The sequence below is a fragment of the Clostridium tetani genome (genome assembly GCF_900167265.1).
Classification (GTDB): Bacteria; Bacillota; Clostridia; order Clostridiales; family Clostridiaceae; genus Clostridium_G; species Clostridium_G tetani.
Window position 1 is genome coordinate 22,446 of record NZ_FUWT01000023.1, and the last position, 12,036, is coordinate 34,481.

A 12,036-nucleotide genomic window follows, 5' to 3' on the forward strand; every position below is an offset into this window, starting at 1 on the left:
AATAAATATCACCACTCCATTTGTTATAGCTTTACTAAAATTATTTTGTTCATTTTTATTATATCATTTTTTTCTATCTTTAAATCTATATCTCTACTCTTTACTATCTTTTCTTCGTAAAACCTGTGAGTATCTGATATAATTATATTGGAGGTGATTTTATGAAGGTATACAATACATTCAGCTTCAAAACAACTTGCTCCTTGCAAAGACTACTAAAAGTAAGCTATGCTTTGTTTGGAGCCTAATGTGTTTAGTTAGCTGAAATATAAACATTTTTTAGGCTTTGTAACACATAGCTTTTCAGTATTCTTTGCTTTAATGCTATTATTTGAGTAGAGGAGTAAAGAAAAATGAAATATGCAAAGGCACAAGATGTGTTACCAGAAGAAATTGTTAAAATAATACAAGAATATGTAGACGGAAAATATCTTTATATTCCTAGAAAACATGGAAATCATAAATCCTGGGGAGAAGATAGCGGCATAAAAAATAATCTTAAAGCAAGAAATAATGAAATTTATAAAAAGTATCTTAATGGTACTTCAGTTGATGTACTAACTAAAGAATACTACTTATCGGAAAAGAGCATTAGACGAATCATAAGTGACCAAAAATATTTATGCTCATAATCATTACAGAATTATTTATTAGATTGAATAGTTACTTTTAATCATGTTATTATTTCATTGTATAATTCCAACGAAATTATCATCTTTAATTTAAAGCAATGTTTAAAAGTAATATAAATATATAATATGTTTTAAATAAAGATGATTATTGTTACTTCAAGTTAAGCAACAATAATCATTTTTTATTAAATAAATTCTTATAAAGTTAAAATAAATAATATCTGAAAAAATGAGGTGCTTAATTATGAAAGCTTTTATAAAAAAACATGAGTATAATTATATAAAGAAATGTTTGCGTGATTTAAATAGTGCATTTGTAGGCTGTATAGACGCTAAAGTCGTTGAAGTAACTAAATTTTATATAAATAATAAGATATTAAATCTTTTTACAAATTTATCTGAAGAAGAAAAGAATATAGTTGATATTATTAAAATAACTGATTCATCACACATTGATAATTATTTATATAATTTAAATGAATATGTATATGGAATTCCAAGTATTACAAAAGAACAGATTAGTAAGTTATTTAAAAAAGAAAAAAAATTAAAATTACCCAATCTAGATGAATACAATTCCAAAAATGTGTATTTGGGTTGGATTGATGAATCCACTAATAAGTTATTTATAGTTTATAATATGGATGGTAAACCCATTGGTATGGTATGTAAAATCCCAAGTTATAATTCTAATAACATGAATATGTGTACCCTTTGTAATCATATGGGTAGAAGAGATGAGGTAGCCTTTGTTTCATCTCCATGCAAAATCCCTCGCTCTAAAGAAGGGGCTTATAAATCTATAGGATTTAATGTATGCTTAGATAGTAAGCAGTGTAATGAAAGACTTACATCTATAAAAAAACTCGAGGAGATCTTAAAATGTGTTAACAATGTAAAATAATATCTATAAGTTAAAAAATTTAACTATTAACTAGCCTTAATAATTAATTTAATTACTAAGGCTATAAACCTCACTTACTTATGATATGGTTCACCATTCATAATCCTATATCCTCTATATATTTGTTCTAATAACATTACTCTAAATAATTGATGGGGAAATGTCATTTTTGAAAAGCAAAGTTTATAATTAGATCTACTTAAAACCTTAGAAGATAGCCCTAAAGATCCACCTATAACAAAAGTTAGGTTACTTTCCCCTTTAATACCTAAATCATTTATGAAGTTTGAAAAATCTATGGAGGTAAGTTCGTTACCATTTAGATCTAAAGCTATTACAAACATATTGTCCTTTATATTTTTTAATATTAAATCTCCTTCTTTTTCTTTTATCTGTAGTTCTTCTTTTTCGGAAGCATTATCGGGAGTTTTTTCATCGGTGACTTCTATTATATTTAATTTGCAGTATCGACTTAGTCTTTTAGAGTATTCTTCTACAGCTAATTTTAAGTATTTTTCCTTTAATTTTCCTACAGAAATTATTGTTATATTCATATATATACTCCTATTATTTTTAATATAATTAAAATAAAAGCAGGGTAGAATACCTGCTTTTAAATTGCTAATTAATTTTTTCCACAACACTTTTTGTACTTTTTACCGCTACCACAAGGGCATGGATCATTTCTGCCAATTTTATTTTCATTAACAATGGTTTTAGAATTTTTCCATTCAGTATGAATCTCTTTTCTTTTTTTAATAGAAAAAATTGAATCCCATTGAGGTAAATTATATAGGTAATCTGCTTTAGCATCAAGCATATTGAAATATAATTTCTCTAAATCTATATTTAAATTAAGTTTACTATCTTCTTCTATATTTTCTAAATCTAATGGTTCTACTAAACTATCACTTAGACCATCTAAAAAGCCTACAAAAAAGATTATGGAAGTATCATATTTTTCAGCAATATCTTTTAAAGTACCATTTATTTCGGTAGTCTTATTAGATAATATTTGTGTATAAATGTTTTTTTCTATACTACCATATTCATTCCAAAAAGCTTCTTCTCCTCTAGTTCTCACATAATCTATAACCATGTTTTTCCAATCATTATATAAACTCATATTATACACTTCTCCTTTGAATAATTAGAATTATTTATTTTCTTTTGGATAACTTATATTGTATTTGGCTTTTAAATTACAGTATAAGCATGTTACATTTTTTAAATTAGAAATACTATTTAAAATTGGAAAGGTTTCAAACAAGTTTACGAAATCATCTATACAAGTATCTAAATGCTTTTCGCATACAAAATTATTTGTTTTTTGCATTTTCAAAATCAACCTTTCCTATAGGTTTAGAAATATCAAAATTCCCTCCAAGAGATTTAATATCCTTATTTTCAACTAAAAATTTAACTTTTTCTATATTAGGAAGAGCAGTTAAAGACCAAACTATGCTCTTTAAACAAGCTACTTCTTTTTTAGGTGACATTTTAACCAAAATATCCTTACTAAAATTTACATAGGCTATCCCATTTTCCACAGAGAAACTCATAAGCCTTGTTTCTTTAGGAAGTATTGGGTAAAGCTTACTATTAACAGAAGGACCCTTTATAAGCTCATTTAAGGTTAATTCCCCCAGCAGTTCATTTATATCCATTAATCTTTCTTCTTGGGCTAATTCTACTTTATCTGGATTTTCACTTGTATCAAAATAAAGGCTTAAATTTAAAGTGTTTTTCTTATCTTCTAGTGGAGTTAATTTTTCAATTTTCTCCTTATTTTGTTTACTTAATTTATCCTTTTTTTCACATCCAATAAGATTAAAAACAGATGCGAATAATATTAAGCAGATAATAGGATTAATAAGTTTCTTCATTTTTTTCACCCTTTTTTATAGTTTTATATAATTACTAGGCTTATTCCTATTAGCCATATATAGTTTAATATCCTTATTTAGGATTACATTATTTTCATTTAATATGTTTATAACAGTTTGATATGCTAATTCTGGATAATTATTAGTATTACTTAGATGGCCTAACATTACTTTTTTAGTATTACCATTTAAAATATCTAGTATGGCATTGCCACAATCATCATTAGAGAGATGTCCTATATTACTTAGAATTCTTCTTTTTAAACTATAAGGATATGGACCAAATTTTAACATTTCTACATCATGATTACTTTCCATCAATATGCCATCAGCATCTTTTAAATTTTTAATTAATTCTTCTGAAAAGTATCCTAAATCTGTGGCAAGGCAAAACTTTTTATTGTTACTATTAAGTGAAAAACCTAATGGGTAAGCGGCATCATGGGGAATTTTATAACCATGTATGTCCATATCTTTAATATTAATATATTTTTCATCTATAAATCTTATATTATGATCCTTTATTTTACCTATAGAAGGAAGCATAGCTTCCCAAGTTAAGGGATGAGAATAAATAGGTAAATCATATCTTCTAGATAAAACACCAACACCTTTTATATGATCAGTATGTTCATGAGTAACTAGTATAGCATCTAAAGAATTTGGGTTTTCACCTATATTTTTTAAAGAGTTTTCTATATGTTTACCAGCAACCCCTGCATCTATGAGTATTTTTGTATCTTTAGAAGATACAAAAACACTATTTCCACTACTACCACTATATAACGAACAAAAAATCATTTAATCCACCTACTATATAGTAACTCGCTTTATATCAGCGCCTAATTTTTTAAATTTATCTTCAATGTGAGGATATCCTCTATCTATATGTTCTATATCTAATATTTCAGTAACACCTTCAGCTACAAGACCAGCTATCACTAAAGCAGCACCTGCACGCAAATCTGTTGCTTTAACCACAGAGCCTTGTAATTTTTCAACACCTTTAATATAAGCGGTTCTTCCTTTGGCTTTTATATTTGCACCCATTTTGCTTAATTCATCAACATGCTTAAAACGATTTTCCCAAATGCTTTCATTTACTATGCTATCTCCTTGAGAAATACATAAAAGAGAGCTCATAGGTTGTTGAACATCAGTTGGGAAACCAGGATAAGGCAAAGTTTTTACATTTACTCCTTTTAAATTTCCTTTACATCTAACTAAGACAGAATCGCCATTTTCTTCTACTTCAGCTCCCATTTCTATTAATTTTGCAGAAATGGATTCTAAATGTTTAGGAATTACGTTATTTACAATAACTTCTCCACCACAAGCAGCTGTGGCTATCATATAAGTTCCAGCTTCGATTTGATCAGGAATAACACTATAAGAACAGCCAGTTAATTTTTTAACTCCAGAAATTCTTATTATATCAGTCCCAGCGCCCTTTATATCAGCACCCATGGAATTTAAAAAGTTAGCTACATCAACGATATGAGGTTCTTTTGCTACGTTCTCTAAAACTGTAGTACCTTCAGCTAAAGTAGCTGCTAACATAACATTTATTGTAGCGCCTACGCTTACTACGTCAAAAAATATATTAGTTCCAATTAATCTATCAGCTTCTACATATATTACACCGTGGTCTATAGTAACTTCAGCTCCTAAGGCTTCAAAACCTTTTATGTGTTGATCAATAGGTCTAGCACCTATTGGACAACCGCCTGGAAGTTCAACTCTAGCTTTTTTAAAGCGTCCTAATAATGCACCTATTAAATAGTAGGAGGCTCTCATTTTTCTAACATCTTCAGTATTAGCATTATAGCTATTTAATTTAGTACTATCTATAATTATAGCATCACTTGAACAGGAAACATCACAACCTAAGCTTTTAATAATTCTTTCAAGACAGTTTACATCTTCTATATCTGATATATTATCTATTGTACATATGCCTTCGCTAGCCATAATAGCAGAAGGTATGATTGCTACCGCTGCATTCTTGGCACCATTTATATCCACCTTACCGTGTAGGGTATTTCCACCTTTTATAACTAATTTATCCATTACCCGCATCCATCCTTATCTATAAGAAATTTATATATTTGAATTACTTTCGTAAAGAGAATTTCTAAATTCATATACTTAATTATAATCTTACAATATTACAAAAATAATTATAGCATAATTCCCTACTATTTTAACATTAAATTTTAAAATGTGAAGTACTTAAATATATAAAAATAAAAAATGTCAAGATATTTTGAAAAAATATCTTGACATTTTTATATTTTTATATAAAATTATTCTTTTTTAAAACTGCTACAATCTGTACATTTTACAGTAGTTGCTACAGGTTCATGTTTGGAAACCTGTATTTGATCTAGAGTACAGTAATCATCTTGTTTATAATGAAATTTGCACTCATTAACTGTACATGCTATACTATCATTGTGTTTCATATGGAATCCCTCCTAATAATTATATTTTATAAGACATTTTTATTTTCCCACAGAAATATTTAAATATACAAAATAAAAGTATATAATAAAAGTAAATTATTTAATTTGTAAATTGGAGGAAAAAAATGAAGTATTATTTAGTTGCCTTATTTGATGATGAATCGTACTCTCACATTGAAAAGATACAAAAAAGTATTTGTAAAAAATATAAACTCTATAGAAATATGCCACTTTTACATTTAACATTGGAAGTTATAGATGAATCAAAAAATTTAGAGGAAGCATGTAGAGTAATAAGAGATATATTAAAACCATATAAAAAATTTAAGATATCTATCAATGGAGCAATATGTTTTGATGCCCCATATAAATCAGTAAATTTAAATGTTGAAAATAAAGGGTATATAATGAGGCTAACTAGGCAAATAAATGATAGACTAAAGCTTTGTGGATTTAAAGTGAGGGAAGATGTGGAAAGTTGGGATTTACATATCTCATTAGCAAATACTAATTATGCAACCAGACAATGGTCTAATAAAGAGTATGCTAATACATGTGAAGTTGTAAAAGAAATGAATATACAAAAAAATATTACAGTTAAAGAAATTCAATTGTGGAAACCAATTAATAATAAGAAAGAAATGGTTGTGGAAAGTTTTCCATTAAAGGACTATTAAAAAAATACCTAGAAAAGAATTTAAATTCTTTTCTAGGTATTTTTTATAGATCTAAGAGATTTTTCTTATATGTTCCATATAAATCATGCAATAGAGAAATCTTATTTTGTAACTCTAGTTGTAGTTTAGAAAGTTCTTCATAATCATTATGATTTGTAGCTTCCTTTATTCTACTAAATAAGCATTTTTGAGTATAGCTATCTTTAGCTAAATAATGTCTTAGGGTGTTTATTTCTAACCATCTAGAGATATCAATATCTAAAGCATTATCTAATGAATGAAGCATTTTACATTGTTTAATTTCTTCAAAATAATTATTAATAAGTCTATTAGTTATTTCCGTTGTCCACCTGCTAATAGTAGTAAGGAAGAAGCTATTTACTATGGCATCTGTAAAAATATTTCCTTCTTGTAAAACTTTTAGTTTTTCAGGAGAATTTTTAAAAGCACATAGATTTTCGTAAACTGTAGCTGGGGCTTTTCCAAAAAATGAGTTTCGTTCTTCATCTGTATAATAATCAAAAACATCTTCTTCTGATCTATAAGCCCTTTCTCTATCTAAATAACCATAAAACTTACCAGGTAATTTAGATAGCTCTTTTAAAAGTTCATCCTCAGATTTATTATTAATTAAAGAGTACTTTATTCCATCTAGCATACACATATACATAGAAGCTATAGCTAAATAAGTATTAGTATGAGGATTAGGAGAACGAAGTTCAAATCTTGTAGATAAAGGCTTTTGAATATCTCTTATTACACCAACTAATATAGTTCTATTTCTAGATGGGACTTCCACAGAACGACCAATAGAAGTAACTATACAAGTTGGAGCCTCAAAGCCAGGTTTTAACCTTTTAAAAGCATCATTAGTAGAAGAAATAAAAGGATTTATAATCTCATAGTTTTTAAGCATACCCATAAGTGAACCATAGCCTATAGAGCTTAAGAAATGATCCTTGTTTGAAGAAAATAAATTTATTTTCTTTTTGTTTTTTAGCTTTAGAGCTATGCCTACATGTATATGCTTGCCACTTCCAGCAACGCCATCTACGGGTTTTGCTAAAAATGTTACATCAAGGCCATTACTTCTAAAAGTTTCTTTTATTATAGCTCTTGCAAGAAGCTCATTATCACAACATTGAAGGGGAGATGAATACTTCCAATCTATTTCTAGTTGTTCCATTATATGAGTTAGTTTTCCGGAGTCATCTAATTTAGCTTTAACTCCACCTACTTCTTTATGTCCCATTTCAGGTTCTAATCCATAATACTCTAAGGTTAGTAAAGATTGTTCTAAAGAGGTTCTAACAGCTCCTTTTGTTCTGTTCCAATACTGTTCATGTAGTACTTGAGATGTGGATAATTCTTCTATTTCTGCTTTATCATTAGGTGTTTTAACCCAAAACTCTAATTCTGTGGCACAAGTTACATCAATGTCTTCAATATCATCATAATTTATGGAGAAATAGGAAAGGATATCATTATTAGATTTCAATAAATTCATTAGCTCTTTTTTGAAAAATTCTATTGAACTTTTAAGTAAGTATCTAGAATCTATAGGTTTGTTATCATGATAAAAATAGCAAGGTATTCTTAAAGTACCTATAGGCTTACCTGTTTTTTTATCTATATGTTCGTAATTATAGTCTATGAACCAATTTACATCTAGATCTGCTATCATTTCAAGTTTGGCATTGTTTAATGTAGCAATACCAGGAAAAGAAACCGAGGAGCCGTCTGTTTGAACTGCACCTTTTAAGAAGGTGGATATATCTTCTAAAAAAGCCGATATAGGTATTTTTTCATCTGTGTCATTTCCAGATAGATCAATACCAACGAATGAGACAAATTTTATTTCAGTATGAGATTTAAGAATAGTACATAATTCTTCTTCAGTATGTTTTTCTTTAGGTATTTTGTATAGAAGATTTGTTAACATCATATTCCCCCTTAAAATAAAAATATAAAAAAATTTTATAGCTACATGGAAGAGGTGTCAAGAAAAAAATGAAGGGGAGCAAAGCAAATATTGTTAATAATATTTTATAAATTCAAATATATATTGTATAATTAATTTAAACATAAAATGTTATTTTTATGAGGAGGAGATAAATATGAGTTCAAAATCAAAAATTTTGTTTTATGGATTTTCTACAACAGATTTAAAGAATTTAGATATTAAATATGACATGGTAAATATAAATGAACAAATGGAAGATATGATAATAAAAGATATTTTAGAGTTAAATACAAATGAAAATATAGATAAAGATAAAAAAGAAAAAATAATACTTTTTAGTAATTTAGAAGATAATGAGTTAAATAATATTATCCCAATTATAAGAAAGCACTTAGGAAAAGAACCTATTTTAGCTGTTGTAACGCCAATATCTATAAATTGGACTTTTTCAGATTTAAAAAAAGAACTGATAAGGGAAAGGAATTATTATAATAATCTAAAATAAAAGAAGGAGAAAAATAATGAGTAGAGTAGGACGAAATATAAAAACATATAGATTAGAAGCAAATATGAGTCAAAAACAACTAGGTAAAAAAATAGGGGTATCAGAAAATTTTATAAATGAAATAGAAACAGGCAAGAGAATAATAAATGAAAATTTAATAGATAGAATTGGAAAAATATTAAATAAAGATTTAAATGATATAACTATGTTTTATGAAGATATGAAAGATGAAAAAGAAAATAAAGTATATGATATAAAAGAAAATAAAGTACAAGAAGTTTGGAAGGAAGCTTTTGGTTCAGTTTTAAGAGATGTAAATATATTTGATTATAGCTTAAATAAAACTTTAGGAAGTAGAAGGTTACCAGTAATAGATAATAAAGTTAATGGATATCCACAAGATAAAGTTTTTTACTTAAAAGTAGAAGACAATGACATGAATGGATTTAGAGTGTTTAAAGAAGATCTTGTATTGTGTCATATTACTGGTGAAATACAAAATAACTCTATATATTTAATAGAACATAATGATAAGCGTCAAATAAGACAAATAAAAAACTTAGATAATAGCAAATTCTTACTTATAAGTAATTCAACAATGGTTAATACAGAAGCGGTTGAAAAGAAACAAGTAAAAATTATAGCTAGATTGGACAAGGTTGAGATAAATTTATAATAAAAAGTCATCTAGTAAATATTTATTAGATGACTTTTTATTATAAATTCTTTGTAAAAATATGTACTATGATGTATAATTTAACTATGTAAATAAAATGATTTTTGATAATATTTTAATAAATTTAAATACGGTTTCAAATGGAGGTAATAGGATGAAAGGAACTATAGTAGCTACTTGGATGAGAACCTGCAGGAAGCTTTATAATGATGATGTAGTAAATAAAGCTATGAGTTCAGTAGGTTGGGATAGTAATAAGATTTTTAAACCAACAGAAAATGTAGAAGATAGTGATCTAAAAAAAGTAATTGAATACATTGCCAAGTCTGAGAAGTTAGAATTAGGACATTTATGGAGACAAATAGGAAAAGATAATTTAGTTTCCTTTTATAATGATTTTCCTGCATTTTTTCAACATGAAAATTTATATTCATTTTTCAATTCTCTTTTTGACATACATGTGGTTATGACTAAAAAATTTCCAGGTGCTAAGCCACCACTAGTAACAATAGAACCTATATCCAGTAAAGAAGCTATTTTCTATTATGAATCTAAAAGAGGAATGTTTGATTATCTTTTAGGACTTATAGAGGGAAGCATAAAGTATTTTAAAGAGGATATAGAGATAGAGGAATTAGAAAGAACTAATGAATCTTTAAAACTAAAATTAAAATTTCAAAAAAATATTTATTTGAAAAAAGAATTTAAATTTAATAAATTAATGTCTTTTGGATTTGTAAAAAATTTAAGTGCTAAGATAGCAATATCTTCTTTTATAATATCTATGATTTCTAACTTATATATATCTGAAGCCAGGTTATATAGAACGGGGGTATCTTCATTAGTACAGGCATTAATAATTTTTGTTATATGTGAGCTACTTTTTAAACCTAAAAATTTTATAAAGAGAGAATTAGAGAAAATAAAAGATCATAATTATTCAGAAAAGACTAAAATTGTAACTAAGGATTTTTTTGAGGATATAGTTGAAATAATAAATCAAAATAAAGATACTGTTAAAAAAGACTTTGTAAGTTTTAAAGGTGTTACAGATGAAATGAATACCTTTGTAGGAAATATAAATAAAATATCAGATGCCATGAATTACACTTCTCAAGGAATAGCTGGTGTAGTAGAACAAGTTGCAGAAACATCTGTAAGCCAAGCTCAAAATACAGAGAAAACGGTATTTGTTTTAAATGGAAACATAGATAGTTTAAGAAAAATAGTTGAAAATGAAAACAATAATAAAATAGAATTAGAATGTGCTTTGGATAAAGTTAATAATAGTTATAAAAATGTAGAGGGGACAAGTAAAAATATATTAGATACGTTGGATAAATTTCAAGAGGTAAAGGAAAAAGGACAAGAACTTCAAAATAGAGCTGAAGATATAACTAGTATAGTATCAATCGTAGCACAGATATCAGAGCAAACAAATCTTTTGGCATTAAATGCGTCCATAGAGGCTGCAAGAGCAGGAGAGCAAGGTAAAGGGTTTGCTGTGGTAGCAGAGGAAGTAAGAAATTTAGCAGAGCAAACTAAAGAAGCAGTTGAAGAAACAAACAGTAGCCTTGTAAATTTTGCAAAAGAAATAAAAAACTTATCTGATAAAATAGATGGTCAATATGAAGTTTTAAAAAATGAAACTAAAAATTTAGAGATTGTAAGAAATATAAGTTATGAGGCAACCACGTCTATACAATCTGTTGCTTCATCTATGATATATACAATAAATGATTTAAATAAAGAGGCAGAGTCCATAAATAATATATTTGGCAATATAGAATCATTAGCTACTATAGCGGAGGAAAATTCAGCTTCCTCAGAAGAGGTTAGTGCTAGCGTATCTAGCTATATAAATGAAATTAGAAAATTAACGGATAATATAAATGAATTTAAGAAAATTACAGAATCTTTTAAGGCAGAGCTATGTCAATATAAAATTTAGTATAAAAAAGCTGTTCATTAATTAAAATGTACCCTATAGAATAGACACTCTAAAAAAAGTCTATCCCGTAGGGTACTTTTGTGTATAATTAAATAAAGAATAATTGATATTAGGAGAACTGTAATGAGTAAAAAAATATTTACTGAAAATGAAATAGCGATACTATCTGAAAATAAATTTGTAAAAAAGGTTAGTTGTAAAGGAATTACATATACTGATGAATTTAAAAGATTATTTATTATGGAAAATAAAAATGGAAAATTTCCACGAAAAATATTCGAAGAATGTGGATTTAATATAGATATTTTAGGTTTAAAGCGTGTTCAATCATGTGGAAAAAGATGGCGTGCAGCATTTAGAAAAAGTGGAGTAAATCA

16 protein-coding genes are annotated in these 12,036 nt (G+C 27.0%); 7 read left to right on the forward strand and 9 right to left on the reverse strand.

Features of this window, described 5'->3' with window-relative positions; all coding sequences use genetic code 11:
* Positions 1-23: 23 nt before the first annotated feature.
* Positions 24-209 carry a hypothetical protein gene (locus B5D21_RS13990; protein WP_035110660.1) on the reverse strand — a complete coding sequence of 62 codons (186 nt, stop codon included), beginning with the start codon at positions 207-209 and terminating at the stop codon, positions 24-26.
* 144 nt (positions 210-353) lie between these two features.
* Here B5D21_RS13990 and B5D21_RS13055 point away from each other — a divergent pair, with 144 nt between their 5' ends.
* Positions 354-632, forward strand: a complete 279-nt coding sequence (locus B5D21_RS13055; protein WP_035110659.1) for a CD3324 family protein — start codon at positions 354-356, stop codon at positions 630-632.
* Between the two features lie 244 nt (positions 633-876).
* A complete protein-coding gene (locus B5D21_RS13060) occupies positions 877-1,536 on the forward strand; it encodes a FusB/FusC family EF-G-binding protein (protein WP_035125466.1) in 660 nt (219 codons plus the stop codon).
* A 74-nt stretch (positions 1,537-1,610) separates the two neighbouring features.
* On the opposite strand, the gene rlmH is transcribed toward B5D21_RS13060, so the two are convergent.
* From rlmH to B5D21_RS13095, 7 genes are all read right to left on the reverse strand, one after another.
* Positions 1,611-2,090 carry a 23S rRNA (pseudouridine(1915)-N(3))-methyltransferase RlmH gene (rlmH, locus tag B5D21_RS13065; RefSeq protein ID WP_011098488.1) on the reverse strand — a complete coding sequence of 160 codons (480 nt, stop codon included), beginning with the start codon at positions 2,088-2,090 and terminating at the stop codon, positions 1,611-1,613.
* Between the two features lie 71 nt (positions 2,091-2,161).
* A complete protein-coding gene (locus B5D21_RS13070; protein WP_035110657.1) occupies positions 2,162-2,662 on the reverse strand; it encodes an SEC-C metal-binding domain-containing protein in 501 nt (166 codons plus the stop codon).
* Between the two features lie 30 nt (positions 2,663-2,692).
* Positions 2,693-2,872: a CxxH/CxxC protein gene (locus B5D21_RS13075; protein ID WP_023436981.1), complete on the reverse strand. Its 180-nt coding sequence runs from the start codon at positions 2,870-2,872 to the stop codon at positions 2,693-2,695.
* Positions 2,856-3,422: a GerMN domain-containing protein gene (locus tag B5D21_RS13080; protein ID WP_035110656.1), complete on the reverse strand. Its 567-nt coding sequence runs from the start codon at positions 3,420-3,422 to the stop codon at positions 2,856-2,858. Before B5D21_RS13080 ends, B5D21_RS13075 begins: the two co-directional genes overlap by 17 nt.
* A 15-nt stretch (positions 3,423-3,437) precedes the next feature.
* Positions 3,438-4,223: an MBL fold metallo-hydrolase gene (locus tag B5D21_RS13085; protein ID WP_011098491.1), complete on the reverse strand. Its 786-nt coding sequence runs from the start codon at positions 4,221-4,223 to the stop codon at positions 3,438-3,440.
* 12 nt (positions 4,224-4,235) lie between these two features.
* Complete coding sequence (locus B5D21_RS13090) at positions 4,236-5,492, reverse strand: UDP-N-acetylglucosamine 1-carboxyvinyltransferase (RefSeq protein ID WP_035110655.1); 1,257 nt, start codon at positions 5,490-5,492, stop codon at positions 4,236-4,238.
* A gap of 236 nt (positions 5,493-5,728) precedes the next feature.
* On the reverse strand, positions 5,729-5,887 hold the full coding sequence (locus B5D21_RS13095) for a DUF1540 domain-containing protein (protein WP_071193316.1): 159 nt from the start codon (positions 5,885-5,887) through the stop codon (positions 5,729-5,731).
* A 125-nt stretch (positions 5,888-6,012) separates the two neighbouring features.
* Between B5D21_RS13095 and B5D21_RS13100 the strand changes: the two genes are divergently transcribed.
* The gene (locus B5D21_RS13100) at positions 6,013-6,564 is read left to right on the forward strand and encodes a 2'-5' RNA ligase family protein (protein ID WP_011098493.1); all 552 of its coding nucleotides are present in this window, start codon (positions 6,013-6,015) and stop codon (positions 6,562-6,564) included.
* Between the two features lie 43 nt (positions 6,565-6,607).
* Here B5D21_RS13100 and B5D21_RS13105 read toward each other — a convergent pair whose 3' ends face one another.
* Positions 6,608-8,506 (reverse strand): type I glutamate--ammonia ligase, encoded by a 1,899-nt coding sequence (locus B5D21_RS13105; protein ID WP_035127962.1) that lies wholly within the window; start codon positions 8,504-8,506, stop codon positions 6,608-6,610.
* A 175-nt stretch (positions 8,507-8,681) separates the two neighbouring features.
* Between B5D21_RS13105 and B5D21_RS13110 the strand changes: the two genes are divergently transcribed.
* From B5D21_RS13110 to B5D21_RS13125, 4 genes are all read left to right on the forward strand, one after another.
* Positions 8,682-9,032 (forward strand): DUF3783 domain-containing protein, encoded by a 351-nt coding sequence (locus B5D21_RS13110; protein ID WP_011098495.1) that lies wholly within the window; start codon positions 8,682-8,684, stop codon positions 9,030-9,032.
* Positions 9,033-9,048: 16 nt separating this feature from the next.
* On the forward strand, positions 9,049-9,708 hold the full coding sequence (locus B5D21_RS13115; RefSeq protein WP_011098496.1) for an XRE family transcriptional regulator: 660 nt from the start codon (positions 9,049-9,051) through the stop codon (positions 9,706-9,708).
* A gap of 154 nt (positions 9,709-9,862) precedes the next feature.
* Positions 9,863-11,659: a heme NO-binding domain-containing protein gene (locus tag B5D21_RS13120; protein WP_035125471.1), complete on the forward strand. Its 1,797-nt coding sequence runs from the start codon at positions 9,863-9,865 to the stop codon at positions 11,657-11,659.
* 123 nt (positions 11,660-11,782) lie between these two features.
* Positions 11,783-12,036, forward strand: a 254-nt coding sequence (locus B5D21_RS13125) for an HTH domain-containing protein (protein ID WP_341405762.1), incomplete at its 3' end; no start/stop codon positions are given.

What these genes read in the sequence shown, in the direction of transcription:
- B5D21_RS13060 (WP_035125466.1), top strand. Translation starts at nt 877, where the DNA reads ATGAAAGCTTTTATAAAAAAACATGAGTATAATTATATAAAGAAATGT.
- rlmH (WP_011098488.1), bottom strand. Translation starts at nt 2,090, where the DNA reads ATGAATATAACAATAATTTCTGTAGGAAAATTAAAGGAAAAATACTTA.
- B5D21_RS13080 (WP_035110656.1), bottom strand. Translation starts at nt 3,422, where the DNA reads ATGAAGAAACTTATTAATCCTATTATCTGCTTAATATTATTCGCATCT.
- B5D21_RS13105 (WP_035127962.1), bottom strand. Translation starts at nt 8,506, where the DNA reads ATGTTAACAAATCTTCTATACAAAATACCTAAAGAAAAACATACTGAA.
- B5D21_RS13075 (WP_023436981.1), bottom strand. Translation starts at nt 2,872, where the DNA reads ATGCAAAAAACAAATAATTTTGTATGCGAAAAGCATTTAGATACTTGT.
- B5D21_RS13070 (WP_035110657.1), bottom strand. Translation starts at nt 2,662, where the DNA reads ATGAGTTTATATAATGATTGGAAAAACATGGTTATAGATTATGTGAGA.
- B5D21_RS13095 (WP_071193316.1), bottom strand. Translation starts at nt 5,887, where the DNA reads ATGAAACACAATGATAGTATAGCATGTACAGTTAATGAGTGCAAATTT.
- B5D21_RS13055 (WP_035110659.1), top strand. Translation starts at nt 354, where the DNA reads ATGAAATATGCAAAGGCACAAGATGTGTTACCAGAAGAAATTGTTAAA.
- B5D21_RS13085 (WP_011098491.1), bottom strand. Translation starts at nt 4,223, where the DNA reads ATGATTTTTTGTTCGTTATATAGTGGTAGTAGTGGAAATAGTGTTTTT.
- B5D21_RS13090 (WP_035110655.1), bottom strand. Translation starts at nt 5,492, where the DNA reads ATGGATAAATTAGTTATAAAAGGTGGAAATACCCTACACGGTAAGGTG.
- B5D21_RS13100 (WP_011098493.1), top strand. Translation starts at nt 6,013, where the DNA reads ATGAAGTATTATTTAGTTGCCTTATTTGATGATGAATCGTACTCTCAC.
- B5D21_RS13120 (WP_035125471.1), top strand. Translation starts at nt 9,863, where the DNA reads ATGAAAGGAACTATAGTAGCTACTTGGATGAGAACCTGCAGGAAGCTT.
- B5D21_RS13115 (WP_011098496.1), top strand. Translation starts at nt 9,049, where the DNA reads ATGAGTAGAGTAGGACGAAATATAAAAACATATAGATTAGAAGCAAAT.
- B5D21_RS13110 (WP_011098495.1), top strand. Translation starts at nt 8,682, where the DNA reads ATGAGTTCAAAATCAAAAATTTTGTTTTATGGATTTTCTACAACAGAT.